This window comes from Pseudomonas bubulae (assembly GCF_900618535.1).
Taxonomy (GTDB): Bacteria; Pseudomonadota; Gammaproteobacteria; order Pseudomonadales; family Pseudomonadaceae; genus Aquipseudomonas; species Aquipseudomonas bubulae.
Window position 1 is genome coordinate 109,471 of the sequence record NZ_UYJA01000003.1, and the last position, 25,515, is coordinate 134,985.

28 protein-coding genes are annotated in these 25,515 nt (G+C 58.4%); 15 read left to right on the forward strand and 13 right to left on the reverse strand.

Annotated elements, in window-relative coordinates; all coding sequences use genetic code 11:
- Position 1 precedes the first annotated feature (1 nt).
- Both PPTH39_RS11400 and PPTH39_RS11405 read left to right on the forward strand, forming a co-directional pair.
- Positions 2-613, forward strand: coding sequence for a superoxide dismutase (locus tag PPTH39_RS11400; RefSeq protein ID WP_095001135.1), 612 nt, complete (start codon positions 2-4; stop codon positions 611-613).
- Positions 614-639: 26 nt separating this feature from the next.
- Positions 640-1,533, forward strand: a complete 894-nt coding sequence (locus PPTH39_RS11405) for a ZIP family metal transporter (RefSeq protein ID WP_095001136.1) — start codon at positions 640-642, stop codon at positions 1,531-1,533.
- A 133-nt stretch (positions 1,534-1,666) separates the two neighbouring features.
- Here the strand turns inward: PPTH39_RS11405 and PPTH39_RS11410 are convergent, their stop codons facing one another.
- The 10 genes from PPTH39_RS11410 to PPTH39_RS11455 form a co-directional block, all read right to left on the reverse strand.
- Positions 1,667-1,939, reverse strand: coding sequence for an HPr family phosphocarrier protein (locus PPTH39_RS11410; RefSeq protein WP_095001137.1), 273 nt, complete (start codon positions 1,937-1,939; stop codon positions 1,667-1,669).
- Between the two features lie 15 nt (positions 1,940-1,954).
- Positions 1,955-2,812 (reverse strand): RNase adapter RapZ, encoded by an 858-nt coding sequence (gene rapZ / locus PPTH39_RS11415; protein WP_019825031.1) that lies wholly within the window; start codon positions 2,810-2,812, stop codon positions 1,955-1,957.
- Positions 2,813-2,814: 2 nt separating this feature from the next.
- On the reverse strand, positions 2,815-3,279 hold the full coding sequence (ptsN, locus tag PPTH39_RS11420; RefSeq protein WP_095001138.1) for a PTS IIA-like nitrogen regulatory protein PtsN: 465 nt from the start codon (positions 3,277-3,279) through the stop codon (positions 2,815-2,817).
- Between the two features lie 12 nt (positions 3,280-3,291).
- Positions 3,292-3,600 (reverse strand): ribosome hibernation-promoting factor, HPF/YfiA family, encoded by a 309-nt coding sequence (gene hpf / locus PPTH39_RS11425; RefSeq protein ID WP_016781796.1) that lies wholly within the window; start codon positions 3,598-3,600, stop codon positions 3,292-3,294.
- 75 nt (positions 3,601-3,675) lie between these two features.
- The gene (locus tag PPTH39_RS11430) at positions 3,676-5,169 is read right to left on the reverse strand and encodes an RNA polymerase factor sigma-54 (RefSeq protein WP_095001139.1); all 1,494 of its coding nucleotides are present in this window, start codon (positions 5,167-5,169) and stop codon (positions 3,676-3,678) included.
- A 235-nt stretch (positions 5,170-5,404) separates the two neighbouring features.
- A complete protein-coding gene (gene lptB / locus PPTH39_RS11435) occupies positions 5,405-6,130 on the reverse strand; it encodes an LPS export ABC transporter ATP-binding protein (protein WP_095001140.1) in 726 nt (241 codons plus the stop codon).
- Positions 6,130-6,675: a lipopolysaccharide transport periplasmic protein LptA gene (gene lptA / locus PPTH39_RS11440; protein WP_095001141.1), complete on the reverse strand. Its 546-nt coding sequence runs from the start codon at positions 6,673-6,675 to the stop codon at positions 6,130-6,132. Before lptA ends, lptB begins: the two co-directional genes overlap by 1 nt.
- Entirely contained in the window at positions 6,662-7,234 is a 573-nt protein-coding gene (lptC, locus tag PPTH39_RS11445; protein ID WP_095001142.1) for an LPS export ABC transporter periplasmic protein LptC, read from the reverse strand. Before lptC ends, lptA begins: the two co-directional genes overlap by 14 nt.
- Positions 7,235-7,242: 8 nt before the next feature.
- Positions 7,243-7,767, reverse strand: coding sequence for a KdsC family phosphatase (locus tag PPTH39_RS11450; protein WP_095001143.1), 525 nt, complete (start codon positions 7,765-7,767; stop codon positions 7,243-7,245).
- A complete protein-coding gene (locus PPTH39_RS11455) occupies positions 7,767-8,741 on the reverse strand; it encodes a KpsF/GutQ family sugar-phosphate isomerase (protein ID WP_095001144.1) in 975 nt (324 codons plus the stop codon). The genes PPTH39_RS11450 and PPTH39_RS11455 overlap by 1 nt, the downstream gene beginning before the upstream one ends.
- Positions 8,742-9,033: 292 nt before the next feature.
- Here PPTH39_RS11455 and PPTH39_RS11460 point away from each other — a divergent pair, with 292 nt between their 5' ends.
- The 10 genes from PPTH39_RS11460 to hisC all read left to right on the forward strand — a co-directional run bounded on the left by PPTH39_RS11460 (position 9,034) and on the right by hisC (position 17,078).
- Complete coding sequence (locus PPTH39_RS11460; RefSeq protein WP_095001145.1) at positions 9,034-9,843, forward strand: ATP-binding cassette domain-containing protein; 810 nt, start codon at positions 9,034-9,036, stop codon at positions 9,841-9,843.
- The gene (gene mlaE / locus PPTH39_RS11465; protein WP_095001146.1) at positions 9,843-10,640 is read left to right on the forward strand and encodes a lipid asymmetry maintenance ABC transporter permease subunit MlaE; all 798 of its coding nucleotides are present in this window, start codon (positions 9,843-9,845) and stop codon (positions 10,638-10,640) included. The genes PPTH39_RS11460 and mlaE overlap by 1 nt, the downstream gene beginning before the upstream one ends.
- On the forward strand, positions 10,640-11,107 hold the full coding sequence (mlaD, locus tag PPTH39_RS11470) for an outer membrane lipid asymmetry maintenance protein MlaD (protein WP_095018238.1): 468 nt from the start codon (positions 10,640-10,642) through the stop codon (positions 11,105-11,107). The genes mlaE and mlaD overlap by 1 nt, the downstream gene beginning before the upstream one ends.
- A gap of 11 nt (positions 11,108-11,118) precedes the next feature.
- Positions 11,119-11,778 carry an MlaC/ttg2D family ABC transporter substrate-binding protein gene (locus tag PPTH39_RS11475; RefSeq protein ID WP_095001148.1) on the forward strand — a complete coding sequence of 220 codons (660 nt, stop codon included), beginning with the start codon at positions 11,119-11,121 and terminating at the stop codon, positions 11,776-11,778.
- Positions 11,775-12,080: an STAS domain-containing protein gene (locus tag PPTH39_RS11480; RefSeq protein WP_095001149.1), complete on the forward strand. Its 306-nt coding sequence runs from the start codon at positions 11,775-11,777 to the stop codon at positions 12,078-12,080. The genes PPTH39_RS11475 and PPTH39_RS11480 overlap by 4 nt, the downstream gene beginning before the upstream one ends.
- 115 nt (positions 12,081-12,195) lie before the next feature.
- Positions 12,196-12,435: a BolA family protein gene (locus PPTH39_RS11485; protein ID WP_003439919.1), complete on the forward strand. Its 240-nt coding sequence runs from the start codon at positions 12,196-12,198 to the stop codon at positions 12,433-12,435.
- Positions 12,436-12,466: 31 nt separating this feature from the next.
- Positions 12,467-13,732, forward strand: a complete 1,266-nt coding sequence (murA, locus tag PPTH39_RS11490; RefSeq protein WP_095001150.1) for a UDP-N-acetylglucosamine 1-carboxyvinyltransferase — start codon at positions 12,467-12,469, stop codon at positions 13,730-13,732.
- A gap of 181 nt (positions 13,733-13,913) precedes the next feature.
- On the forward strand, positions 13,914-14,549 hold the full coding sequence (gene hisG / locus PPTH39_RS11495) for an ATP phosphoribosyltransferase (RefSeq protein ID WP_016781809.1): 636 nt from the start codon (positions 13,914-13,916) through the stop codon (positions 14,547-14,549).
- A gap of 148 nt (positions 14,550-14,697) precedes the next feature.
- Positions 14,698-16,020, forward strand: coding sequence for a histidinol dehydrogenase (hisD, locus tag PPTH39_RS11500; RefSeq protein WP_095001151.1), 1,323 nt, complete (start codon positions 14,698-14,700; stop codon positions 16,018-16,020).
- Positions 16,021-16,025: 5 nt separating this feature from the next.
- On the forward strand, positions 16,026-17,078 hold the full coding sequence (gene hisC, locus PPTH39_RS11505; RefSeq protein ID WP_130871989.1) for a histidinol-phosphate transaminase: 1,053 nt from the start codon (positions 16,026-16,028) through the stop codon (positions 17,076-17,078).
- Positions 17,079-17,184: 106 nt separating this feature from the next.
- On the opposite strand, the gene algW is transcribed toward hisC, so the two are convergent.
- The gene (gene algW, locus PPTH39_RS11510; protein ID WP_095001153.1) at positions 17,185-18,339 is read right to left on the reverse strand and encodes a Do family serine endopeptidase AlgW; all 1,155 of its coding nucleotides are present in this window, start codon (positions 18,337-18,339) and stop codon (positions 17,185-17,187) included.
- A gap of 100 nt (positions 18,340-18,439) precedes the next feature.
- Between algW and PPTH39_RS11515 the strand changes: the two genes are divergently transcribed.
- The 3 genes from PPTH39_RS11515 to cysN all read left to right on the forward strand — a co-directional run bounded on the left by PPTH39_RS11515 (position 18,440) and on the right by cysN (position 22,271).
- Entirely contained in the window at positions 18,440-19,198 is a 759-nt protein-coding gene (locus PPTH39_RS11515; protein ID WP_095001154.1) for a Nif3-like dinuclear metal center hexameric protein, read from the forward strand.
- Between the two features lie 247 nt (positions 19,199-19,445).
- Positions 19,446-20,363, forward strand: a complete 918-nt coding sequence (gene cysD / locus PPTH39_RS11525; RefSeq protein WP_095001155.1) for a sulfate adenylyltransferase subunit CysD — start codon at positions 19,446-19,448, stop codon at positions 20,361-20,363.
- 9 nt (positions 20,364-20,372) lie between these two features.
- Positions 20,373-22,271, forward strand: a complete 1,899-nt coding sequence (gene cysN, locus PPTH39_RS11530; RefSeq protein ID WP_095024926.1) for a sulfate adenylyltransferase subunit CysN — start codon at positions 20,373-20,375, stop codon at positions 22,269-22,271.
- Positions 22,272-22,451: 180 nt separating this feature from the next.
- On the opposite strand, the gene PPTH39_RS11535 is transcribed toward cysN, so the two are convergent.
- Together PPTH39_RS11535 and pta are read right to left on the reverse strand one after the other, a co-directional pair.
- Positions 22,452-23,357, reverse strand: a complete 906-nt coding sequence (locus PPTH39_RS11535; RefSeq protein WP_095018235.1) for an acyltransferase — start codon at positions 23,355-23,357, stop codon at positions 22,452-22,454.
- Complete coding sequence (gene pta, locus PPTH39_RS11540; RefSeq protein WP_095001158.1) at positions 23,358-25,457, reverse strand: phosphate acetyltransferase; 2,100 nt, start codon at positions 25,455-25,457, stop codon at positions 23,358-23,360.
- Positions 25,458-25,515: the final 58 nt, after the last annotated feature.

Here is a 25,515-nt window from a genome sequence, read left to right on the forward strand (position 1 = left end):
AATGACTTACACCTTGCCTGCATTGCCTTATGCCTATGACGCGCTTGAACCGCATATTGATGCGCAAACCATGGAAATTCACTACACCAAGCATCACCAGACCTACATCAATAACCTCAATGCGGCCGTAGAGGGCACCGAATGGGCCAAGTGGCCGGTGGAAAAACTGGTGGCCAGTGTTCATCAGTTGCCCGAAAAGCTGCGCGCTGCAGTGATCAACCAGGGTGGCGGGCATGCCAACCACTCGTTGTTCTGGGAAGTCATGAGCCCTAAAGGCGGGGGTAAGCCCGAAGGTGCGCTGGCCAAGGCGATTGACGAGCAGTTGGGTGGTCTGGAGGCGTTCAAGGAAAACTTTACCAAAGCCGCGCTGACGCGTTTTGGCAGTGGCTGGGCATGGTTGAGCGTGACCCCGCAAAAAACGCTGGTAATCGAAAGCAGCGGCAACCAGGACAGCCCGCTGATGAACGGCAATACGCCGATCCTGGGGCTTGATGTGTGGGAGCACGCGTATTACCTGCGCTATCAAAACCGCCGCCCGGAATATATCAACGCGTTTTACAACGTGATCAACTGGCCGGAAGTGGCGCGACGCTATCAAGCGGCGATTGGCTAAGCGCAACGAAAGGATTCAGGCGGATTATGGGCACGCAAATTTTAGCGGTCGGTGGCGTTCGAATGTTTCGCTATGCCTTCGGTACGCTTTTGCTGTTGGCGGGTACGGCCCTGTTGGTTGCCAAGGGGCTGGTCTGGCTGGATCTGGAGCCCCGGCTGCTGCGGGCGCTGCAGGGCGGTGCGTTGTGTGCACTGGGCACGGCGTTAGGCGCCGTGCCTGTCCTGGTTATTCGAAAAATGCCGGTGGCGGTCAGTGACACTCTGCTGGGTTTTGGGGCCGGTGTGATGCTGGCGGCCACGGCCTTTTCGCTGATTGTGCCGGGCATTGCGGCAGCGCAAAGCCTGGGGTTGTCACCCTGGCCCGCCAGCGGGCTTATAAGTGCAGGGATCCTGCTGGGCGCATTCTGCCTGTTTCTGGTGGATCGCAAGGTCTCGGGCGCCGGGCCGGAGGTATTTGTCAGTCGCCCCGGCGAGCCGGTCATCGCGCCGCGCATCTGGTTGTTTGTGATTGCCATTGTGGCGCACAACATTCCTGAAGGCATGGCGGTCGGGGTGTCGGCGGGTGGCGGCATGCCGGATGCCGATAGCCTGGCGATGGGCATTGCGTTGCAGGATGTGCCGGAAGGCCTGGTGATTGCCCTTGTATTGGCAGGGGCGGGCATGTCGCGGGTCAAGGCGTTCCTGATTGGTGCGGCATCAGGTCTGGTTGAGCCGGTCTTTGCGGTGCTCTGTGCCTGGCTGGTCAACTTGGCCGAGGTGCTGTTGCCGTTGGGTCTGGCATTGGCGGCCGGGGCGATGCTGCTGGTGGTCACCCAGGAAGTCATCCCCGAGTCGCGGCGCAATGGCCACGAAAAGCTGGCGAGCCTGGGGCTGTGTGTCGGCTTTTGTTTGATGATGGTGATGGATACGGCGCTTGGTTGAATCGATCTCTGCAGATACTCTTTAGTCGATCAATTCCTGCCGTGGGAGCGAGCCTGCTCGCGAACAACCTTCGCGAGCAGGCTCGCTCCCACGGTGGCAGTTTTCCTGCCGCTGCGTCGAAAAAGCTTCAGGCTTATTCACCTTCATCAAAGTAGTTGTTGATCAGGGCAACCAGTGCGTCCAGCGCTTCCTGATCCTTCTCACCTTCGGTCTTGATGTGGATGGTTGTGCCCTTGCCGGCGGCCAGCATCATCATGGCCATGATGCTTTTGCCGTCGACCATCGACTCAGGGGTGCGACCCGCCTGGATCTGACATGGAAACTGCCCTGCGATGCCGACAAACTTTGCCGATGCACGGGCGTGCAAGCCCAGTTTGTTGATGATTTCAATTTCCACTGCAGGCATCGCGGGGTAGATCCTTCAAGTAAGGTCGCGGTGGCGAACCTGGACGTTCTTCAGAGTTTCTTGCAGGCATTTGCCCAGGCGTTCGGTCAGGTACACGGAGCGGTGATGCCCGCCCGTGCAGCCGATTCCGATTGTCACATAGGCGCGGTTGCTGGCTGCAAAGCGCGGTAGCCATTTAAGCAGGTAGCTGGAGATGTCCTGGAACATCTCTTCGACATCAGGTTGCGCCGCCAGATAATCGGCTACCGGCTGGTCCAGCCCTGACTGCTCGCGCAGCTCGGGTTTCCAGTACGGGTTGGGCAGGCAACGCACGTCAAACACCAGATCGGCATCCACCGGCATACCGCGCTTGAAACCGAACGACTCCACCAAAAAGGCGGTGCCTGGCTCTGGCTTGTTCAGCAGGCGCAGCTTGATGGTGTCACGTAACTGATACAGATTCAGATTGGTGGTATTGATGGTCAGGTCAGCAAGGTCGGCAATGGGGCCCAAAAGCTGGGTTTCATCGCGAATGGCTTCGGCAAGGGAGCGGCTCGCGCTGCTGAGCGGGTGGCGCCTGCGGGTTTCCGAGAAGCGCTTGAGCAAGGTTTCTTCGTCGGCATCCAGGTACAGCACGTCACACTGGATATGCCGGTTACGCACCTCTTCAAGCAACTGCGGAAAACGTGACAAATGACTCGGCAGGTTGCGCGCATCGATCGAAACGGCCACCAGTGGCTGGGCCAGTTCAGTGTGAATCAACGCGCGTTCGGCCAGTTCCGGCAGCAAGCCGGCTGGCAGGTTGTCGATGCAATAGAAACCGTTGTCTTCAAGGACGGCGAGGGCAGTGCTTTTACCGGAGCCGGAGCGTCCGCTGACTATGACTAAGCGCATGATTAATGACCGTTCTGTACGTCCAGAACAACCTGATACAACGCTTCGTTGCTAGGTGCGTTGCGCAGTCTTTCGCGCACGTCTTTGCGATCGAGCATGCTGGCAATCTGCCGGAGCAGTTCCAGGTGTGCATCGGTTGCCGCTTCTGGCACCAGCAAAACGAAAAGCAGGTCGACCGGCGCGCCATCGATGGCGTCGAAATCTATGGGGGCGTCGAGGTGCAGCAAGGCGCTTACAGGCGACTCGCAGCCCTTGAGGCGGCAATGGGGTATGGCGATGCCGTTGCCAAAACCGGTGGAACCCAGTTTTTCACGGGCAATAAGGCTCTCGAAAACATCCTGCATTTCGAGACCAGGCACTTCGCGGCTGATCAGGTTGGCAATATGTTCGAGTGCACGCTTTTTACTGCCGCCCGGCGCGTTCACCAGGGAACGGCCGGGGGTCAGGATACTTTCAAGTCGGATCATGGGTAGGGAGTATTAACGACCGGTCGCGCCCTGGAGCAGGCTTTGGGTCTTTTCCTTATGCTTTTTCAGTTGGCGATCAAGCTTGTCAGTGAGCAGATCGATGGCGGCATACATATCGTCATGCTCGGCGTTGGCAACGACTTCTCCTCCATGGATGTGCAAGGTGGCCTCGATTTTCTGTTTCAGTTTTTCGACCGCCATCGTTACCTGTACGTTGGTAATCTTGTCGAAGTGACGCTCCAGTCGGTCGAGTTTTTCGCCGATGTATGCGCGTAGCGGTTCGGTGACTTCCAGTTGGTGTCCACTGATGTTGACTTGCATACAGTTTCTCCTTTGATGCCATTGCATAAAGCGGCAGGCCGAGCAGCCTGCCACTGAAACGCCGGGGTCCGTGGCTTACATCAAACGCTTGCGTTCGCTCGAAGGCGCTATCCCGAGGGATTCGCGGTACTTGGCGACGGTGCGACGGGCTACCTGAATACCTTGTGCCTCCAGTAAACCAGCGATCTTGCTGTCACTCAACGGCTTTTTCTGATTTTCCGCTGCAACCAGTTTTTTGATGATGGCACGGATCGCGGTGGAGGAGCATTCGCCGCCTTCAGAGGTGCTGACGTGGCTGGAGAAAAAGTATTTAAGTTCATAAATACCCCGTGGGGTATGCATGAATTTTTGTGTGGTAACCCGGGAAATGGTGGATTCGTGCATGCCCACCGCTTCGGCGATATCGTGCAGTACCAGGGGTTTCATGGCTTCATCGCCATGCTCGAGAAAGCCGCGTTGGTGCTCGACGATCTGGGTCGCCACTTTCATCAGGGTTTCGTTGCGGCTTTGCAGGCTTTTGATAAACCAGCGTGCTTCCTGCAGCTGGTTGCGCATAAAGGTGTTGTCGGCGCTGGTATCGGCTCTGCGTACGAAACCGGCGTATTGCGCGTTCACCCGCAGGCGCGGTACGGACTCCTGGTTAAGCTCGACCAGCCAGCGCTCGTTGTCCTTGCGCACGATCACGTCAGGTACGACGTATTCGGCTTCGCTGGATTCGATTTGCGAACCCGGGCGCGGGTTGAGGCTCTGTACCAGTTCAATGACCTGGCGCAGTTCGTCCTCTTTGAGCTTCATGCGGCGCATCAGCTGGCTGTAGTCGCGTGCGCCCAGCAGGTCGATGTAGTCGGTGACCAGGCGCTTGGCCTCGCTCAGCCAGGGGGTCTTGGCAGGCAGTTGGCGCAATTGCAGGAGCAGGCATTCGCCCAGGTTGCGCGCGCCAATGCCAGCCGGTTCGAATTGCTGGATGCGATGCAGGACGGCTTCGATTTCATCGAGTTCAATGTCCAGTTCCGGATCAAAGGCTTCGAGGATTTCTTCGAGGGTTTCGTCCAGGTAGCCCTGGTTGTTGATGCAGTCGATCAGGGTTACGCCGATCAGACGGTCGGTGTCGGACATCGGAGCCAGGTTCAATTGCCACAGCAGGTGGCTTTGCAGGCTTTCACCGGTCGAGGTGCGGGTGGTGAAGTCCCACTCGTCATCGTCGTTGCTTGGCAGGCTGCTGGCGCTGGTCTGGTAGATGTCTTCCCAGGCAGTGTCCACGGGCAGTTCGTTGGGAATGCGCTCACCCCAGTCACCGTCTTCCAGATTGTCTACGGTCTGGGCAGTTTCCTGGTAGGTGGGCTCTTGAACGTCGGGATTGGGCTTTTGCTCAATGTTATCGGCAAGGGGGTCTGCATTGTCGAAGTCGTCGCCTTCTTCCTGGCGCTCGAGCATGGGGTTGGACTCCAGGGCTTCCTGGATTTCCTGTTGCAGATCGAGGGTCGACAATTGGAGCAGGCGGATGGCCTGTTGCAGCTGAGGTGTCATTGTCAGCTGCTGGCCCATTCTCAGGACTAGCGATGGTTTCATGGCAGGGGCTTAACACCTTATTCGCCGGCGCACATGGCGCCATCCACTACAGGGCGCGTGAGCGCCAAACATAAGCAAATTATATGCCTGAAACCGGTGCGTTTGCCTAGGGGGCGGTCTAAATTAGTTTGCGGGTGGTGAACTGATCGAGAGCACCCCGTTGAATATTCGGGCAATAAAATGCTGGCGCATTTTTACTGCCCGGATGCCCTGGCTGCCCATGATGTGTCCGGGCTTAGAGGCGGAACTCGTGACCCAGGTAAACTTCCCGCACCAACTTGTTGGCCAGAATCGTTTCAGCATCGCCTTCAGCGATCAATTGCCCGTCATTGACGATATAGGCCGTTTCGCAGATATCGAGGGTTTCACGGACATTGTGGTCGGTGATCAGCACGCCAATGCCCTTGGCTTTGAGGTGGTAGATGATTTGTTTGATGTCGCCCACCGAGATCGGATCGACACCGGCAAAGGGTTCGTCGAGCAGGATGAACTTGGGTGCCGTGGCCAGTGCGCGGGCAATTTCTACCCGACGGCGCTCACCGCCCGACAGGCTCATGCCCAGGTTGTCGCGAATATGGTTGATATGGAATTCCTGCAGCAGGCTTTCCAGCTCCTTGCGACGACCGGTCTTGTCGAGCTCCTTGCGGGTTTCGAGGATTGCCATGATGTTGTCGGCCACCGACAGCTTGCGAAAGATCGAGGCTTCCTGTGGCAAGTAACCGATACCGGCGCGTGCGCGACCATGCATGGGCTCGTGGCTGACGTCCAGGTCATCGATCAGTACGCGACCCTGATCGGCGTGCACCAGGCCGACAATCATGTAGAAACAGGTGGTTTTGCCCGCGCCGTTGGGGCCGAGCAGGCCCACGATTTGCCCGCTGTCGATCGACAGGCTGACATCACGTACTACCTGACGGCTCTTGTAGCTTTTGGCCAGATGCTGGGCTTTCAGAGTTGCCATTACTGGGCCTTCTGCTGGTCGGTTTTCTTCTTGGGCTGGATCACCATGTCGATGCGCGGGCGAGGTGCGGTGACATTGGCGCCATTGGCGCGACCGGCACTGGCAATTTGTTTTACCGTGTCGTAGACGATTTTCTCGCCCTCGGTGGTATTGCCGTCGTTAATCACTTTGGCCTTGTCAATCAGTACGATGCGGTTTTGTGGTGCATGGTATTGAATGGTGACGGCATAAGCCTGTACCGGTTTGGGGTCAGTGGCTTTTTGCAGTTGCTCGAAGTAGGCCAGGTTGCCGACGGATGTCACCACGTCGATTTCGCCCGCAGCATTACGGGTGATGGTGACGGTGTTGCCGGTGATTTTCATCGAGCCCTGGGTGATGATGACATCGCCCTTGTAGGTGGCAATACCTTGCTTGTCATCCAGTTGTGCCTCGTTGGCCTGGATGCGAATAGGTTGTTCGGTGTCGTTCGGCAGAGCCCAGGCGCTCACGCTTCCCAGTGCTGCGCTCAGGCTGAGCAATAAAGGGAGGGTTTTAACGAGACTCATACTGTCCTCTTACGTTGGACAGCAGGTCCATCCTGCCGTCTTTCAAATATGCTTTCATGCCCTTGCCAGTGGTTACGCCGCCAGCGCCGTCGATTCTAACGTCTCGCTCGGTCTGCGCATATTCCTTCTGGGGGAATACAGTCATACGGGTACTGGTAATAATGGTGGTGCGGTTTTTTTCGTCAGTGCGCGCGATGCGCACCGAATCGATAAGCTCGACCTCGGTGCCATCCGGGTTGACTTCACCGCGCTCGCTCTGCACGTTCCACGGGTAGGCCGTGCCGCGGTAGAGCTGCATTTTCGGTTGGGTCATCTGAGTGACCTCGGAAGCCTTCAAATGTTCAAGCTTCTCGGACGTCATGTCGTACTGCAGCTTGCCGTCAGGTAAAAACTGACGGCTGTGTGCATTGGTGGCGTAGTAGTCGATAGCGTTTTCATCCACCGCCAGGGTAGGGGCATTGAGAAAACGTTCCGGCCTGATATTCCAGTAGCCAGCAGCTGCAAACAGCGAGGCAATCACTGTAAACAGCACTATTTGGCGAATCTTTTTGCTCAGCATAGAAAGCTCTATAGGTAGGCGGCGTGGGCTGCGTCCAGGCTGCCCTGGGCACGCAGAATCAGCTCGCAGAATTCACGGGCGGCACCTTCGCCACCCCGCGCCCGGGTTACCCCGTGGGCGTGCTCGCGGACAAAGTCCGCAGCGTTGGCCACGGCCATGCCCAGACCTACCCGGCGGATAACCGGCAGGTCGGGCAAGTCATCTCCCAGGTAGGCAACCTGTTCATAGCTTAGGTTGAGTTGGCCAAGAAGCTCGTCCAGTACGACCAATTTGTCTTCGCGGCCCTGGTACAGATACGGGATGCCCAGGTTTTGTGCGCGACGCTCGACCACCGGGGTTTTGCGGCCGCTGATAATTGCCGTTTGCACACCGGCGGCCATAAGCATCTTGATGCCCTGGCCGTCGAGGGTATTGAAGGTCTTGAATTCGCTGCCATCTTCGAGGAAATACAGGCGGCCGTCGGTCAATACGCCGTCAACGTCAAAAATGGCCAGCTTGATGCCCTTGCCGCGCTTGAGAAGTTCCTGGGTCATTACATTACTCCTGCGCGTAGCAGATCGTGCATGTTCAAGGCGCCAACCGGACGATCTTGCTTGTCGACCACCACCAGCGCGCTGATTTTGTGGTCTTCCATGATTTTAAGGGCTTCGGCTGCCAGCATGTCGGCGCGGGCGGTTTTGCCGTGCGGGGTCATGACCGCGTCGATGGTGGCGTTGCGGATGTCGATTTCGCGGTCCAGGGTGCGGCGCAAGTCGCCGTCAGTAAAGATTCCGGCCAGTCGACCGTCCTCTTCTATGACGACGGTCATGCCCAGGCCCTTGTGGGTCATTTCCATCAACGCTTCCTTGAGCAATGTACCGCGCACGACTTGCGGCAGTTCATCACCAGAGTGCATGACGTTTTCCACTTTCAGCAATAGGCGTCGGCCCAGTGCTCCGCCGGGGTGGGAAAAGGCGAAATCTTCTGCAGTAAAACCGCGAGCTTCAAGCAGGGCAATAGCCAGTGCATCGCCCAGCACCAAGGTTGCCGTGGTGGACGAGGTCGGTGCCAGATTCAACGGGCAGGCTTCCTGGGCCACGCGGGCATCCAGGCTGACATCGGCGGCCTTGGCCAGCGGCGATTCGGGGTTGCCGGTCATGCTGATCAGCTTGATGCCCAGGCGCTTGATCAGTGGCAGCAGGGTGACGATTTCGGCGGTCGAGCCGGAGTTGGACAGTGCGAGGATAATGTCATCGCGGGTAATCATGCCCATGTCGCCGTGGCTGGCTTCTGCCGGGTGGACAAAAAAAGCCGTGGTGCCGGTGCTGGCCAGGGTTGCGGCAATTTTATTGCCGATGTGTCCTGACTTGCCCATGCCGACCACGACCACCCGGCCTTTACTGGCCAAAATCATCTCGCAAGCGCGTACGAAATCTGCGTCGATATGTGTCAGCAAGCCCTCTACGGCTTCCAGTTCGAGGCGGATGGTGCGTTGGGCGGATTGGATCAGGTCGCTGGATTGGCTCATGGTTGAAGTCGGGTAGCCTGAGAAAAGGCAACGATTATAGCGGTTATGTGGCGTTCCCTCACGCTTGATCGCTGTGCTTTATTGCATGTGCTTACAAAGTGCGCGTGTGTTTGCAGAAAAAACATCTTTATTTCACTGTACTGAGACTTAACCGGCACTCCTTCGGTCTTGGGCGGTCACTATGAGCAGTGGTATAGTTCGCCGCCAGTTCGGCCCGCCAGGGAACGCGTGCTTCTTCACAAGAAGTTTGGTGTCCGGGTGAGAGGCAGAGGCTGCATCGCAAGGAGTTTAGATGAGCGCCGATAACGCCTACGCGGTCGAGCTGAAGGGAGTGTCCTTCAAGCGCGGTACGCGCAGCATCTTCAATAATGTCGATATTCGCATCCCGCGTGGCAAGGTCACGGGGATCATGGGGCCGTCTGGCTGCGGCAAGACCACACTGTTGCGCCTGATGGGCATGCAACTGCGTCCCAACAGCGGCGAAGTGTGGGTCAACAATCAAAACCTGCCGGCCCTGTCGCGCAGTGATTTGTTTGATGCCCGCAAGCATATGGGCGTGTTGTTTCAGAGCGGTGCGCTGTTTACCGATCTGGACGTGTTCGAGAACGTTGCTTTCCCGTTGCGGGTGCATACCGAGCTGCCGGAAGAAATGATCCGTGACATCGTGCTGCTTAAATTGCAGGCGGTGGGCTTGCGCGGAGCTATCGACCTGATGCCCGACGAGTTGTCCGGCGGCATGAAACGCCGGGTGGCGCTGGCGCGGGCGATTGCCCTGGATCCGCAGATCCTGATGTATGACGAACCCTTCGTGGGGCAGGATCCCATTGCAATGGGCGTGCTGGTACGCCTGATTCGTTTGCTCAATGATGCGCTGGGCATTACCAGTATCGTGGTTTCTCACGATCTGGCTGAAACTGCGAGCATTGCCGACTATCTATATGTAGTCGGCGATGGCCAGGTGCTGGGGCAGGGCACGCCCGAAGAATTGATGAACGCCGATAACCCGCGCATTCGCCAGTTCATGACCGGCGACCCGGATGGCCCGGTTCCGTTCCACTTTCCGGCGTCGGACTACCGAACCGATCTACTGGGGAAGCGCTGATGCGCAAGATGTCATTAATGAGCCGTATCGGTCTGTTCGGCCGGGCCGGGATCGACACCGTTGCGGTACTGGGGCGTTCGGCAGTGTTCCTGTTTCATGCACTGCTGGGGCGTGGCGGTATCGGGGGCGGGTTTGGTTTGCTGGTCAGGCAGCTGCATTCGGTTGGCGTCATGTCGCTGGTCATTATCGTGGTGTCCGGCATATTTATCGGCATGGTACTGGCACTGCAAGGCTTCAGTATCCTGTCCAGCTATGGTTCGGAGCAGGCAGTGGGGCAGATGGTGGCCCTGACCCTGTTGCGCGAACTGGGTCCCGTGGTTACCGCCTTGCTGTTCGCCGGGCGCGCAGGGTCGGCGCTGACGGCTGAAATCGGCAACATGAAATCGACCGAGCAGCTGTCCAGCCTGGAAATGATCGGTGTTGATCCGCTCAAGTACATCATTGCGCCGCGGTTGTGGGCCGGGTTTATTTCCCTGCCTGTGCTGGCGATGATTTTCAGCGTGGTCGGGATCTGGGGTGGTTCGTGGGTTGCCGTGGACTGGCTCGGTGTCTACGACGGCTCCTACTGGGCCAACATGCAAAACAGCGTAACCTTCAGTGGTGACGTAATTAACGGGATCATCAAAAGCATCGTGTTTGCCTTTGTGGTGACCTGGATTGCCGTGTTTCAAGGTTATGACTGTGAGCCCACCTCAGAGGGGATCAGCCGTGCCACTACCAAGACCGTGGTGTATGCCTCACTGGCAGTCCTCGGGCTGGACTTTATATTGACCGCCTTGATGTTTGGAGATTTCTGATGCAAAACCGCACCATGGAAATCGGTGTCGGCCTGTTCCTGCTGGCTGGCATCCTGGCTTTGCTGTTGCTTGCCTTGCGGGTCAGCGGGCTGTCCCCGACGGCGAGCACTGACACCTACAAGCTCTATGCCAATTTCGACAATATTGCCGGGCTGACCGTGCGCGCCAAAGTCACCATGGCTGGCGTGACCATCGGCAAGGTGACAGCAATCGACCTGGACCGTGACAACTACATGGCCCGCGTCACATTGCAGCTCGAAAAAGCGGTGGATAACCTGCCTGTGGATTCGACAGCGTCTATCCTCACAGCAGGCCTGCTGGGCGAGAAATACATCGGCATCAGCGTGGGTGGCGAAGACGCGACACTCAAGGACGGCGGCACCATTCACGACACGCAGTCGTCGCTGGTTCTTGAAGACCTGATCGGTAAATTCCTGCTCAATACCGTTAGCAAAGACGCCAAATAAGGAGCTTCCAGATGATTTCTCTCTTGCGCCGTGGCCTGCTGGTAATACTGGCCGCAGCCCTTCCTCTGGTGGCGAACGCCGCGCCGGGGCAGTCGGCCCATGACATCGTTTCAGATACCACGACAAGGTTGCTGGCCGACCTGGCTGCCAACAAGGAGCAATACAAACAAAGCCCAAGCAAGTTCTATGATGCCCTGAACGAAATCGTCGGCCCTGCAGTAGATGTTGATGGCATCTCCAAAAGCATCATGACGGTCAAGTACTCGCGCAATGCAACGCCTGCCCAGATGCAGCGCTTTCAAGAGAACTTCAAGCGCAGCCTGATGCAGTTCTACGGCAATGCCTTGCTTGAGTTCAAGAATCAGGGCATCACCGTTGGCCCGGCCAAGGACGAAAGCGGCGATCGCACCAGTGTCGACATGACCGTCAAGGGTGACAACGGCGCCATTTATCCATTGTCCTATACCCTTAACAAGGTCAACGGCGAGTGGAAAGTGCGTAACGTGATCATCAATGGCATCAATATCGGCAAGCTGTTCCGCGATCAGTTCGCCGATGCCATGCAGCGCAACGGCAACAACCTGGATAAAACCATCGACAACTGGGCGGGTGAAGTGGCCAAGGCCAAGCAGACCACTGATGCGGCATCGCCCAAGGCAGCCGGGCAATGAGTGAAGCGGCCATAACCCTGGCCGGCGAGAGCGAGCTTCGCCTTAGTGGCGTGCTCGATTATCAGACTGGCCCCCGTTTGCGCACAGAAGGTCAGGCCCTGATCAAAAAAGCCCTGGCCAAAGAGCTGGTGGTTGACTGCTCGGGCGTTACCAAATCGAGCAGCGTCGGTTTGTCGCTGCTGCTGTGTTATATCCGTGATGCCCAGGCCCTGAACAAGCCATTGAGCATTCGTGCCATGCCCGAAGACATGCGCGAAATCGCCCAGGTTTCGGGTGTGACCGAGCTGCTGGCACATCATTAATCGCCACATATAAATAAGCCCCCCTGTCAGAGTCCTGTTATGCGGGGTTCGCAGGCGCGGGGCTTTTTTGTATGATGGCCGACCCGTGCGCGTTAGGCGCCGATTGAGGTTGAGCATGCAGGCCGTAGAAGTGAAGAGCTTTCTTGAAGGAAAGCTGCCAGGAACCCAGGTAGAAGTTGAGGGCGAAGGCTGCAACTTTCAGTTGAACGTGATCAGTGACGAACTGGTGGCCCTGAGCCCGGTCAAACGTCAACAAAGCATCTATGCCCATTTGAACCCGTGGATCGCTGATGGCAGCATCCATGCGGTCACTATGAAATTCTTCAGCAGCGCGGCCTGGGCCGAGCGCACCTGAGCCCCCTGAGCCCATTGGCGTCGAGATTGTTATGGATAAATTGATTATTACCGGCGGTGCCCGCCTTGATGGCGAGATCCGCATTTCCGGGGCGAAGAACTCTGCCCTGCCGATCCTGGCAGCGACCCTGCTGTGCAATGGCCCGGTCACTGTAGCCAACCTGCCGCATTTGCATGACATCACCACCATGATCGAGCTGTTCGGTCGCATGGGCATTGAGCCGGTGATCGATGAAAAGCTCAGTGTCGAAATCAACCCGAACACCATCAAAACCCTGGTCGCGCCGTATGAGCTGGTGAAAACCATGCGCGCATCGATCCTGGTACTGGGGCCGATGGTTGCACGTTTCGGTTACGCTGAAGTTGCCTTGCCGGGCGGCTGCGCCATTGGCTCGCGTCCGGTTGACCTGCACATCCGCGGCCTTGAAGCCATGGGCGCAGTGATCGACGTTGAAGGTGGCTACATCAAGGCCAAGGCGCCTGAAGGCGGCTTGCGCGGTGCCAGCTTCTTCTTTGATACCGTCAGCGTGACCGGTACCGAGAACATCATGATGGCCGCAGCACTGGCCAACGGCCGCAGCGTATTGCAGAACTCTGCACGCGAGCCTGAAGTCGTCGACCTGGCCAACTTCCTGAACGCCATGGGCGCCAAGGTAAGCGGTGCTGGTACTGACACCATCACCATTGATGGCGTCAAAGAGCTGCATTCGGCGACTTACCGCGTCATGCCGGACCGTATTGAAACCGGTACTTACCTGGTAGCCGCTGCCGTCACCGGTGGCCGCGTGAAGGTCAAGGACACTGATCCGACCATCCTTGAAGCCGTCCTTGAGAAGCTCAAGGAAGCAGGCGCCGAGGTCACCACCGGTGAAGACTGGATCGAGCTGAACATGCACGGCAAACGCCCTAAAGCGGTGAACGTGCGTACTGCTCCGTACCCGGCGTTTCCGACCGACATGCAGGCGCAGTTCATCTCGCTCAACGCCATTGCCGAAGGCACGGGTGCAGTGATCGAGACGATCTTCGAAAACCGCTTCATGCACGTGTATGAACTGCACCGCATGGGCGCCAAGATCCAGGTTGAAGGCAACACTGCCATCGTGACCGGCACTGAAACCCTCAAGGGCGCGCCAGTAATGGCCACCGACCTGCGTGCTTCTGCCAGCCTGGTGATTTCGGCGCTGGTGGCGGAAGGCGATACCCTGATCGATCGCATCTACCACATAGACCGTGGTTACGAGTGCATCGAAGAAAAACTGCAAATGCTGGGCGCTAAAATCCGCCGCGTTCCGGGCTAGTTTTTGCTGTTTGGCATCATGGGCACAGGGATAGTGTCCAGCTGCCAGGTGACGTAACGGCCTGCAAGCGTTACCTTACCTGGCCTCGAATCGTTCAAGTCGAGCCTGATATCAGGCTCGATGCTTGTCCGGCGCCGATTGCGCACGGGCAAAAGTACCCTGATAAGGACTTACGTTTCCCATGTTGACCATTGCACTGTCCAAGGGCCGTATCCTTGACGACACCCTGCCGCTTCTGGCCGAAGCAGGCATTGTGCCGACCGAGAATCCGGACAAAAGCCGCAAGCTGATCATCCCGACCTCACAGCCTGACGTCCGCCTGCTGATCGTCCGTGCCACCGACGTGCCGACTTACGTTGAGCATGGTGCCGCCGACCTCGGTGTGGCCGGTAAAGACGTGCTGATGGAGTATGGTGGCCAGGGCCTGTACGAGCCGCTGGACCTGCAGATTGCCCAGTGCAAGCTGATGACCGCCGGTGCCATTGGTGTCGCTGAACCCAAGGGCCGCCTGCGCGTTGCGACCAAGTTCGTCAATGTCGCCAAGCGTTACTACGCCGAACAGGGCCGTCAGGTCGACATCATCAAGCTGTATGGCTCGATGGAGCTGGCCCCCCTGATTGGTCTGGCCGACAAGATCATTGACGTGGTCGATACCGGCAACACCTTGCGTGCCAATGGCCTGGAACCCCAGGAATTCATTGCCGCCATCAGCTCCCGCCTGGTGGTTAACAAGGCTTCGATGAAAATGCAGCACGCCCGTATTCAAGCCCTGATCGATACCCTGCGCAAAGCAGTGGAATCTCGACACCGCGGCTGACTCACCTGCGCGGCTTCAGGTCGCGCCCATCTATCCGCGTAATAGCCAGAAATCTCAGGTACCCACGCGGATGGCTTGGTAGTCTTGTGGTGCCTGAGCTGCGCAAAACCCTTATTCCAAGCATTCGCCCATTACCGAGGCCCTCGCTATGACCGCTCCCACTGCAATTCGCCGACTCAACGCTGCTGACCCGGACTTCGCGCAGCATCTGGATCATCTGCTGAGCTGGGAAAGTGTGTCTGACGACTCGGTCAACCAGCGTGTGCTCGACATCATCAAGGCTGTGCGTGAGCGGGGCGACGCTGCCCTGGTTGAGTTCACCCAGCGCTTTGACGGGCTTGAAGTGGCCTCGATGGCTGACCTGATCCTGCCGCGCGAGCGCCTGGAACTGGCCCTGACCCGCATCACTGCGCCACAACGTGAAGCACTGGAAACGGCCGCACAGCGCGTGCGCAGCTACCACGAGAAACAGAAACAGGACTCCTGGAGCTACACCGAAGCCGATGGTACGGTGCTGGGCCAGAAAGTCACGCCGCTGGATCGCGCCGGTCTGTACGTACCGGGTGGCAAGGCGTCGTACCCTTCGTCGGTGCTGATGAACGCGATTCCGGCCAAGGTTGCCGGCGTGACCGAAGTGGTGATGGTCGTGCCGACCCCGCGTGGCGAAATCAATGAGCTGGTGCTGGCTGCCGCCTGCATTGCGGGCGTTGACCGGGTGTTCACCATTGGTGGCGCACAAGCGGTTGCGGCATTGGCTTATGGCACCGAAAGCGTACCCAAAGTCGACAAGGTGGTAGGCCCGGGCAATATCTACGTCGCGACCGCCAAGCGTCATGTATTTGGCCAGGTAGGCATCGACATGATTGCCGGCCCTTCGGAGATCCTCGTCGTGTGCGACGGCCAGACCGACCCGGACTGGATTGCCATGGATTTGTTCTCCCAGGCCGAGCACGATGAAGACGCGCAAGCGATTCTGGTTAGCCCTGATGCCGAGTTCCTCGACAAGGTGGCGGCCAGCATCGCCAAACTGCTGCCGACCATGGAGCGGGCCGAAATCATCGAAACCTCGATCAATGGTCGTGGTGCGCTGATTCTGGTGAACGACATGCAGCAGGCTATCGACGTGGCCAACCGCATTGCTCCGGAACACCTGGAGCTATCGGTGGCAGACCCGCAAGCCTGGTTGCCGCAGATCCGCCACGCCGGTGCAATCTTTATGGGGCGTCACACCTCAGAGGCGCTGGGCGACTACTGCGCAGGGCCTAATCACGTACTGCCGACTTCCGGTACGGCGCGTTTTTCGTCACCGCTTGGCGTTTATGATTTCCAGAAGCGCTCCTCGATTATCTTCTGCTCCGAGCAGGGTGCTTCCGACCTGGGCAAAACCGCTTCGATTCTCGCTCGCGGCGAATCGCTGACCGGTCACGCCCGCAGTGCTGAATACCGCATCCTCGCCGACAAACAGGGGTAACAAGTATGAGCAAGTTCTGGAGCCCATTCGTTAAAGCCCTGGTGCCTTATGTGCCGGGTGAGCAACCGAAGCTGACCAAACTGGTCAAGCTCAACACTAACGAAAACCCCTATGGGCCTTCGCCTAAAGCGCTGGCAGCGATGCAGGCCGAAATCAATGACAACCTGCGTTTATACCCCGACCCGAACAGCGACCTGCTTAAGCAGGCGGTGGCCGAGTATTACGGTGTGCAGACCAATCAGGTGTTTTTTGGCAACGGCTCGGACGAAGTGCTGGCCCATGTTTTCAATGGCCTGTTCCAGCACGACAAACCGCTGCTGTTTCCGGATATAAGTTACAGTTTTTATCCGGTTTACTGCGGGTTGTATGGCATCGAGTTTGACGCCATAGCACTGGATGAGCAGTTCCAGATCCAGCCTGCGGACTACACCCGGGCCAATGGCGGGATCATCTTCCCCAACCCCAATGCACCGACCGGTTGCCTGCTGGCGCTGGAGGCCATCGAACAGATCCTCAAGGCCAACCCTGATTCGGTGGTCGTGGTGGATGAAGCGTATATCGACTTTGGCGGCGAAACGGCCATCAGCCTGGTGGACCGTTATCCGAACCTGCTGGTCACCCAGACCCTGTCCAAGTCGCGCTCCCTGGCCGGTTTGCGTGTCGGCCTGGCGGTGGGCCATCCGGATCTGATCGAAGCGCTGGAGCGAATCAAGAACAGCTTCAACTCCTATCCGCTTGATCGTATCGCCATTGTTGGCGCAGCGGCAGCGTTTGCCGACCGCGAATATTTCCAACAGACCTGCCAGTGGGTGATCGACAGTCGCGAGCAAGTGGTCGCGCAGTTGCAGGCGCTGGGCTTTGAAGTGCTGCCATCGGCCGCGAACTTTATCTTCGCCCGTCACCCGGAACACGATGCGGCGGCGTTGGCGGCCAAGTTGCGTGATCAGGGGGTGATCGTGCGTCACTTCAAGCAACTGCGCATTGCCCAGTTCCTGCGCATCAGCATCGGCACGCCGGAGCAGAATGCGGCGTTGATTGAAGGGTTGTCAGACTTGTAACCGCTGCCCTCTCCCGGAGGGAGAGGGGACTAAAGCAAGAGCAGTATTCGCGCAGCAACACAAATCGGCCCCCTCTCCCTTTGGGAGAGGGCTGGGGTGAGGGTTTTCAGTCGTTCTGCGGCGGCTGCTCTTGCGGCGGTCGCAGGCCCACTGCGGCGGTGAGCTTGAGCTCTTTGCCGTTGCGCATGACCTGTATGGTGATTTTGTCCGAAGGTTTGATCCGCGCCACCTGATTCATCGAACGACGGCCATCGCTGGCGGGTTCGCCATCAATGCTCAGAATCACGTCTCCCAGTTGCAAACCGGCTTTTTGCGCCGGGCCATCACGGAAAATCCCCGCCACGACAATTCCCGGACGACCACTGAGGCCAAACGACTCGGCCAGCTCCTGGGTCAACGGCTGCACTTCAATGCCCAGCCAGCCGCGAATCACCTGGCCGTGCTCGATGATCGACTTCATGACTTCCATGGCCAGATTGATCGGGATCGCAAAACCGATGCCCTGTGAGCCGCCGGACTTGGAGAAAATCGCGGTGTTGATGCCGGTCAGGTTACCGTTGGCATCCACCAGCGCGCCGCCCGAGTTACCCGGGTTGATCGCGGCATCCGTCTGGATAAAGTCTTCGTAGTTGTTCAGGCCCAACTGGTTGCGCCCGGTGGCACTGATAATGCCCATGGTGGTGGTCTGGCCAACGCCAAACGGGTTGCCGATCGCCAGGGCGATATCACCGATGCGCAGGGTGTCCGAGCGGCCGATGGTAATTGCAGGCAGGTTTTTCAGGTCGATCTTCAGTACTGCCAGGTCCGTTTCCGGGTCGCTACCAATAACCCGTGCATGTGTTTCGCGGCCGTCCTTGAGTGCCACCACAATCTGGTCGGCACCTGCGACTACATGGTTATTGGTCAGTAAATAGCCCTCGGGGCTCATCAGCACTGCCGAACCCAGGCTGGACTCCATACGACGCTGTTTAGGCTCGTTGTTGCCGAAAAAGTGACGGAACTGCGGGTCTTCAAACAATGGGCGGGCGTTTTTGTTCACCACCTTGGTGGTGTACAAGTTGGCCACGGCAGGCGCGGCGCGCACCACTGCATCGGCGTAGGTCACGGGACCCTGCTGCATGTAACTGGTTTGCGGGGCTTGTTGCAGATTAACGTCCAGGCTCGGCAGCCCAACCCATTGCGGGTAACGCTGAATAATCAGCAAAGCGATAAGCACGCCAGCCAGCAACGGCCAGCCAAAGAAACGCAAAGCCTTAAACATTGAACTCAGTCCTGAAGGTTGCAGAGCCATTCTGACGGCCCATAATGACGCCATTATACGAGGGCCGCCCGGCTCTGAACGCTATATTTAGGAGTCTTTTATGGCTGTCTCCCTGAGCACGCTGGTAGAAGAGGCAAATCGTTACCTCAACTGTGCCGCCATCGGCGATTACTGCCCCAATGGCTTGCAAGTCGAAGGCCGCCCGCAGGTGATGCGTATAGTCAGTGGCGTGACCGCCAGCCAGGCATTGCTGGATGCCGCAGTCGAGGCCCAGGCTGATCTGGTGCTGGTGCATCACGGCTACTTCTGGAAAGGCGAAGACCCGTGCGTTACCGGTATGAAGCAGCGCCGCCTGAAAACCCTGCTCAAGCACGATATCAGCCTGCTGGCCTACCACTTGCCGCTGGATCTGCATCCAGAAGTGGGCAACAACGTGCAATTGGCCCGGCAGCTGGATATCACCGTCGAAGGTCCGCTGGAACCGGGCAATTCGAAAGTGGTGGGGCTGGTGGGTTCCTTGGCCGAGCCTGTAACGGCCCGCGATTTTGCCCGCCGTGTGCAAGAAGCGCTGGGCCGTGAGCCGTTGCTGATTGAAGGCAGCGAAATGATCCGTCGCGTGGGCTGGTGTACCGGTGGCGGGCAGGGCTTTATCGATCAGGCGGTACAGGCGGGGGTTGATCTGTACCTGAGTGGCGAAGCGTCAGAGCAGACTTTCCATAGTGCCAGGGAAAACGACATCAGCTTTATTGCCGCAGGCCATCACGCCACCGAACGTTATGGCGTGCAAGCCCTGGGGGATTACCTGGCGCGGCGCTTCGCCCTGGAACACCTGTTTATCGATTGCCCGAATCCGATCTGAGCATTGGAGTTGAACCCTGTGGGAGCGGGCTTGCTCGCGATCGAATCAACGCGTTCTTGCTGTATAACCGCATTGCCTGCATCGCGAGCAAGCCCGCTCCCACATGGAGTAATCGCCCAAACTCCGAGGTCTATTCTTAGACCGTTTCGATCTAGTTGGCGCCATCTATAGAAGAGGGTGCTGTGCTAGCATTCGCCCCTCGAACACGGCCCGCAGGCCGTTCATAAGATAGCTTTCGTGAGTAGCCATGGTCGACAAACTGACGCACCTGAAACAGCTGGAGGCGGAAAGCATCCACATCATCCGCGAGGTGGCCGCCGAGTTCGATAACCCGGTGATGCTGTACTCGATCGGTAAAGATTCCGCCGTGATGCTGCACCTTGCTCGCAAGGCGTTTTTCCCTGGCAAGCTGCCGTTTCCGGTGATGCATGTCGACACCCAGTGGAAATTCCAGGAGATGTACAGCTTTCGCGACAAGATGGTCGCCGAGCTGGGCCTGGACCTGATCACTCACGTCAACCCGGACGGCGTGGCACAAGGGATTAACCCTTTCACCCACGGCAGCGCCAAGCATACCGATATCATGAAGACCGAGGGCCTGAAGCAGGCTCTGGACAAATACGGTTTTGATGCCGCCTTTGGTGGTGCGCGTCGCGATGAAGAAAAATCCCGTGCCAAAGAGCGCGTGTATTCCTTCCGTGACAGCAAGCACCGCTGGGACCCGAAAAATCAGCGGCCCGAGTTGTGGAACGTCTACAACGGCAACGTCAACAAAGGCGAATCGATTCGCGTGTTCCCGTTGTCGAACTGGACCGAGCTGGATATCTGGCAGTACATCTACCTCGAAGGCATCCCGATTGTGCCGCTGTACTTCGCCGCAGAACGCGAAGTGATCGAGAAGAACGGCACGCTGATCATGATCGACGACGAGCGCATCCTTGAGCACCTGTCTGATGAAGACAAGGCGCGTATCGTCAAGAAAAAGGTCCGTTTCCGGACGCTTGGCTGCTACCCGCTGACCGGCGCGGTGGAGTCCGAGGCTGAAACCCTGACCGACATCATCCAGGAAATGCTCCTGACGCGAACTTCCGAGCGCCAGGGCCGAGTCATCGATCACGATGGCGCAGGCTCGATGGAAGATAAAAAACGTCAAGGTTATTTCTAAGGGGTTGTCATGTCGCACGTATCTGATTTGATCAGCGAGGACATCCTCGCCTACCTGGGCCAGCACGAACGCAAAGAAATGCTGCGTTTCCTGACCTGTGGCAACGTCGACGACGGCAAGAGCACCCTGATCGGGCGCTTGCTGCACGACTCCAAGATGATCTACGAAGACCATCTGGAAGCCATTACCCGCGACTCGAAAAAAAGCGGTACCACAGGCGACGATATCGACCTGGCGCTGCTGGTAGACGGCCTGCAAGCTGAGCGCGAGCAGGGTATTACCATCGACGTGGCTTATCGTTATTTCTCCACCGCCAAGCGCAAATTCATCATTGCCGACACCCCTGGCCATGAGCAGTACACCCGCAACATGGCCACCGGTGCATCGACCTGTGACCTGGCGATCATTCTGGTGGATGCCCGTTACGGCGTGCAGACCCAGACCCGTCGCCACAGCTTTATTGCTTCGTTGCTGGGCATCAAGCATATCGTTGTGGCCATCAACAAGATGGACCTCAAGGGTTTCGACGAGGGTGTGTTCGAGTCGATCAAGGCCGACTACCTGAAGTTCGCCGAAGGCTTGAAGATGAAGCCTACCAGCCTGCACTTTGTGCCGATGTCCGCCCTTAAAGGCGACAACGTGGTGAACAAGTCCGAGCGCTCGCCGTGGTACACCGGCCAGTCGCTGATGGAAATCCTCGAAACCGTGGAAGTGGCGGCCGACCGCAACCTCACCGACCTGCGCTTCCCGGTGCAGTACGTGAACCGTCCGAACCTGAACTTCCGTGGTTTTGCCGGTACCCTGGCCAGCGGCATCGTGCACAAGGGCGATGAAATCGTCGTATTGCCCTCGGGCAAGAGCAGCCGGGTCAAATCCATCGTTACCTTTGAAGGTGAGCTGGAACACGCAGGCCCGGGCCAGGCAGTTACGCTGACCATGGAAGACGAGATCGACATCTCCCGTGGGGACCTGTTGGTGCATGCCGACAATGTGCCGCTGGTGACTGACAACTTCGAAGCCATGCTGGTGTGGATGGCTGAAGAGCCGATGCTGCCGGGCAAGAAGTACGACATCAAGCGCGCCACCAGCTATGTACCGGGTTCGATTGCCAGCATCATCAACAAGGTCGATGTGAACACCCTGGAAGAGGGCCCGGCCAGCGCCTTGCAACTGAACGAGATCGGCAAGGTCAAGATCAGCCTCGATGCACCGATCGCCCTGGACGGCTACGCCAGCAACCGCACCACCGGTTCGTTTATCATCATCGACCGTTTGACCAATGGCACTGTCGGTGCCGGGATGATCGTTGCACAGCCGTTGAGTCATGGCAGCGCGACCCATCATGGTAAATTGGCGCATGTGGCGGTTGAAGAGCGTGCCCAGCGCTTTGGCCAGCAACCCGCCACAGTGCTGTTCAGCGGCCTGTCCGGCGCCGGCAAGAGCACTCTGGCCTATGCTGTTGAGCGCAAGCTGTTCGACATGGGCCGTGCGGTGTTTGTACTCGATGGTCAGAACCTGCGCCATGACCTGAACAAGGGGCTGCCACAGGATCGTGCCGGTCGTACGGAAAACTGGCGTCGTGCCGCTCACGTGGCGCGTCAGTTTAACGAAGCGGGCTTGCTGACATTGGCCGCGTTCGTGGCACCGGATGCCGAAGGCCGTGAACAGGCGAAGGCGCTGATCGGCAGCGACCGTCTGCTTACCGTATATGTGCAGGCATCCCCGGCCGTATGCGCCGAGCGAGACCCGCAAGGTTTGTATGCGGCGGGTGGCGACAATATTCCGGGTGAGTCCTTCCCGTATGACGTGCCGTTGAATGCCGACCTGGTGGTCGACACGCAAACGCTGTCACTGGAAGAAAGCGTCAAGCAGGTGCTGGACCTGTTGCGTCAACGCGGCGCAATTTAAGCCGCACTAAAAAGCCCGCCACCGAGTGATCGGTGGCGGGCTTTTTGTTGGGCGCTGTATTTTCCCCCAGCCCTCTCCCGAGGGAGAGGGAGCTGATTTGTGGTGTTGTACAGGTCTGCTTTTGCCTTTAGTCCCCTCTCCCTTTGGGAGAGGGTTAGGGTGAGGGGCTTTTGATCTTCTTCACTGTGCCGGATAGTCCCGATGCAACTGCTCCAGCAAGCGGTCCTTCTCTTCCCAGAGCTGGTTGATCCAGCCCTGGAACGCCAGGCGGTACTCCGGGTCCTGGTCGTAGTTCTTGCCCAGGAATTCATCGGGTATTTGCAGCTCTTCAAACACCACGACTACGTCCTTCACATTGCCGCACAACAAGTCCCAGTACCCCGGACGCCCGCCCGGGTAGTGGATGGTCACGTTGACGATTGATTTCAGCTGTTCGCCCATCGCGTCCAGGACGAAGGCGATACCGCCGGCCTTGGGCTTGAGCAGGTAGCGAAACGGCGAGTTCTGTTGCGCATGCTTGGCTTCGGTGAAGCGCGTGCCTTCGACGAAGTTGAAGATGCCCACCGACTGGTTCTTGAATTTGGCGCAGGTCTTGCGCGTAGTTGCCAGGTCAGCGCCTTTCTTTTCCGGGTGCCTGGCCAGGTACGCCTTCGAATAGCGTTTCATAAACGGAAAGCCCAGTGCCCACCACGCCAGGCCAATCACCGGAACCCAGATCAGTTCCTGTTTAAGGAAGAACTTCAGCGGACGGATGCGTTTGTTAAGCACATATTGAAGCACCATGATGTCAACCCAGCTCTGGTGGTTGCTGGTCACCAGATACGAGTGCTCATAGTCCAGCCCTTCAAGGCCTTTGATATGCCAGCGGGTCTTGCGTATCAGGTCCATCCAGCGGTTGTTGTTGCCGACCCAGGCTTCGTGGATCCGGCGCATCAATTCGTCGGTCAGCCGTTGCGCCGCCGGGAACGGCAGGCACAGCTTGAAAATCGCGACGATAAACAACGGCGTGCAACACAGGATGGTGTTGATCGCCAGCAGCAGTGAAGCGATGACGCCGCGTATCGGCGCAGGCAGAAAGTCCAGCATTTACACATCCATAGGTCGGTTGGCGGCTTGAATCGCCGTAAGGGCGATGGTGTAGACGATATCGTCCACTTGTGCGCCGCGAGGCAGATCGTTTACCGGTTTGCGCAGGCCCTGCAGCATCGGCCCCAGGCTGACGCAGTCGGCGCTGCGCTGTACGGCTTTGTGCGTGGTGTTGCCGGTATTGAGGTCGGGGAACACAAATACCGTAGCCCGGCCCGCCACCTGGCTGTTGGGCGCCAGTTGCCTGGCCACCACTTCGTTGGCTGCTGCGTCGTATTGCAACGGGCCGTCGATCAGCAGCGCATGTTGCGCTTCGTGCGCCAGAAGGGTGGCTTCGCGGACTTTTTCGACTTCTTCACCGCTGGCCGATTCGCCGCTGGAGTAGCTGATCATGGCCACCCGTGGCGTGATGCCGAAGGCAGCGGCAGAGTCGGCACTTTGCAGGGCGATCTCAGCCAGTTCAGTGGCGCTCGGGTGCGGGTTCATGACGCAGTCGCCATACACCAGCACCTGCTCGGGGAACAACATAAAGAACACCGATGACACCAGCGTACAGCCCGGCGCGGTTTTGATCAGTTGCAGGGCAGGGCGGATGGTGTTGGCGGTGGAGTGGATCACCCCTGAAACCAGACCGTCGACCTCATCCAGAGCCAGCATCATGGTGCCAATCACTACCGGGTCTTCCAGTTGCTGCTCGGCCATCGGCGCGTTGATGCTTTTGGTTTTGCGCAGGGCCACCATCGGTTCGACGTACCGGCCGCGGATCAGGTCCGGGTCAAGAATCTCCAGTCCCTCGGGCAGTTCAAAACCGTGGGCCTTGGCCACTGCCTGGACTTCTTCGGGCTTGGCCAGCAACACACAACGGGCGATACCGCGTGCCTGGCAAATGGCCGCAGCCTGTACGGTCAGGGGTTCGCTGCCTTCGGGCAGGACAATGCGTTTGTTGGCCTGCTGGGCGCGCTGGATCAACTGATAGCGAAAAACTGCAGGGGTGAGGCGCATTTCGCGGGGTGTACCGCAGCGCTGGTGCAGCCAGTGGGCATCGAGGTGGCTGGCGACGAAATCAGTGATGATTTCCGCGCGCTCGCGGTCATCGATGGGAATTTCCTTGTTCAGGCCGTTGAGACGGTTGGCGGTGTCGTACGAGCCGGTACTCACCGACAGCACCGGCAGCCCGGCCTGCAGGGCGCCACGGCAGAGTTCCATCAGGCGTGGATCGGGCTGGGTGTCACTGGTCAGCAGCAGGCCGGCCAGCGGGACGCCGTTCATGGCGGCGAGGCTCACGGCCAGGATAATGTCGTCGCGATCTCCCGGGGTGACCACCAGCACGCCCGGTTTGAGCAGTTGCAGGGTGTTGAGCACCGTGCGTGCGCAGAGGATGATTTTCGACATGCGACGGGTTTCATAGTCCCCGGCATTGAGCACCTGGGCTCCCAGCAATTCGGCCACATCGCGGGTGCGTGGAGCATTCAGCTCGGGCTGAAAGGGAATGCAGCCCAGCAACTTGAAATCACCACTGCGCAGCAGCGGCGAATGCTCTTTGAGGCGTGCCGCAAAAGCGTCCATGCTTTCGTCGGTGCGCACCTTGTTGAGGATCACGCCCAGCACTTTCGGGTCTTTTGGCCCGCCAAACAGCTGGGCCTGCAACTCCACCCGACCCGACAGCTCGGTCAGCACTTCGTTTTCCGGGGCCGAGACCAGGATCACTTCAGCATCCAGGCTCTTGGCCAGGTGCAGGTTGACCCGTGCCGCGTAGCTGGCCGTGCGGGTGGGCACCATGCCTTCGACAATCAGCACGTCCTTGCCGATGGCCGCTTGTTGATAGAGGTTGATGATTTCTTCGAGCAACTCATCCAACTGGCCGTCACCCAGCATGCGCTCGACATGGGCCAGGCCCAGCGGGGTAGGCGGCTTGAGGCCGTGGGTGCGGGCCACCAGTTCAGTGGAGCGCTCCGGCCCCAAATCCCCCGGGTGCGGCTGGGCAATGGGCTTGAAAAACCCGACTTTAAGCCCGGCGCGCTCAAGAGTGCGAACCAGGCCCAGGCTAATGGATGTCAGACCCACACCAAAATCGGTGGGCGCGATAAAGAAAGTTTGCATGCGAGCTTCCTGACGTGGCAGTGCAAGGGCAACACCCTTTAAACGGGGCTTGTGCCTG

Coding starts and splice junctions, on each gene's coding strand:
- PPTH39_RS11400 (WP_095001135.1), top strand. CDS start 2: ATGACTTACACCTTGCCTGCATTGCCTTATGCCTATGACGCGCTTGAA.
- PPTH39_RS11405 (WP_095001136.1), top strand. CDS start 640: ATGGGCACGCAAATTTTAGCGGTCGGTGGCGTTCGAATGTTTCGCTAT.
- PPTH39_RS11410 (WP_095001137.1), bottom strand. CDS start 1,939: ATGCCTGCAGTGGAAATTGAAATCATCAACAAACTGGGCTTGCACGCC.
- rapZ (WP_019825031.1), bottom strand. CDS start 2,812: ATGCGCTTAGTCATAGTCAGCGGACGCTCCGGCTCCGGTAAAAGCACT.
- ptsN (WP_095001138.1), bottom strand. CDS start 3,279: ATGATCCGACTTGAAAGTATCCTGACCCCCGGCCGTTCCCTGGTGAAC.
- hpf (WP_016781796.1), bottom strand. CDS start 3,600: ATGCAAGTCAACATCAGTGGACACCAACTGGAAGTCACCGAACCGCTA.
- PPTH39_RS11430 (WP_095001139.1), bottom strand. CDS start 5,169: ATGAAACCATCGCTAGTCCTGAGAATGGGCCAGCAGCTGACAATGACA.
- lptB (WP_095001140.1), bottom strand. CDS start 6,130: ATGGCAACTCTGAAAGCCCAGCATCTGGCCAAAAGCTACAAGAGCCGT.
- lptA (WP_095001141.1), bottom strand. CDS start 6,675: ATGAGTCTCGTTAAAACCCTCCCTTTATTGCTCAGCCTGAGCGCAGCA.
- lptC (WP_095001142.1), bottom strand. CDS start 7,234: ATGCTGAGCAAAAAGATTCGCCAAATAGTGCTGTTTACAGTGATTGCC.
- PPTH39_RS11450 (WP_095001143.1), bottom strand. CDS start 7,767: ATGACCCAGGAACTTCTCAAGCGCGGCAAGGGCATCAAGCTGGCCATT.
- PPTH39_RS11455 (WP_095001144.1), bottom strand. CDS start 8,741: ATGAGCCAATCCAGCGACCTGATCCAATCCGCCCAACGCACCATCCGC.
- PPTH39_RS11460 (WP_095001145.1), top strand. CDS start 9,034: ATGAGCGCCGATAACGCCTACGCGGTCGAGCTGAAGGGAGTGTCCTTC.
- mlaE (WP_095001146.1), top strand. CDS start 9,843: ATGCGCAAGATGTCATTAATGAGCCGTATCGGTCTGTTCGGCCGGGCC.
- mlaD (WP_095018238.1), top strand. CDS start 10,640: ATGCAAAACCGCACCATGGAAATCGGTGTCGGCCTGTTCCTGCTGGCT.
- PPTH39_RS11475 (WP_095001148.1), top strand. CDS start 11,119: ATGATTTCTCTCTTGCGCCGTGGCCTGCTGGTAATACTGGCCGCAGCC.
- PPTH39_RS11480 (WP_095001149.1), top strand. CDS start 11,775: ATGAGTGAAGCGGCCATAACCCTGGCCGGCGAGAGCGAGCTTCGCCTT.
- PPTH39_RS11485 (WP_003439919.1), top strand. CDS start 12,196: ATGCAGGCCGTAGAAGTGAAGAGCTTTCTTGAAGGAAAGCTGCCAGGA.
- murA (WP_095001150.1), top strand. CDS start 12,467: ATGGATAAATTGATTATTACCGGCGGTGCCCGCCTTGATGGCGAGATC.
- hisG (WP_016781809.1), top strand. CDS start 13,914: ATGTTGACCATTGCACTGTCCAAGGGCCGTATCCTTGACGACACCCTG.
- hisD (WP_095001151.1), top strand. CDS start 14,698: ATGACCGCTCCCACTGCAATTCGCCGACTCAACGCTGCTGACCCGGAC.
- hisC (WP_130871989.1), top strand. CDS start 16,026: ATGAGCAAGTTCTGGAGCCCATTCGTTAAAGCCCTGGTGCCTTATGTG.
- algW (WP_095001153.1), bottom strand. CDS start 18,339: ATGTTTAAGGCTTTGCGTTTCTTTGGCTGGCCGTTGCTGGCTGGCGTG.
- PPTH39_RS11515 (WP_095001154.1), top strand. CDS start 18,440: ATGGCTGTCTCCCTGAGCACGCTGGTAGAAGAGGCAAATCGTTACCTC.
- cysD (WP_095001155.1), top strand. CDS start 19,446: ATGGTCGACAAACTGACGCACCTGAAACAGCTGGAGGCGGAAAGCATC.
- cysN (WP_095024926.1), top strand. CDS start 20,373: ATGTCGCACGTATCTGATTTGATCAGCGAGGACATCCTCGCCTACCTG.
- PPTH39_RS11535 (WP_095018235.1), bottom strand. CDS start 23,357: ATGCTGGACTTTCTGCCTGCGCCGATACGCGGCGTCATCGCTTCACTG.
- pta (WP_095001158.1), bottom strand. CDS start 25,457: ATGCAAACTTTCTTTATCGCGCCCACCGATTTTGGTGTGGGTCTGACA.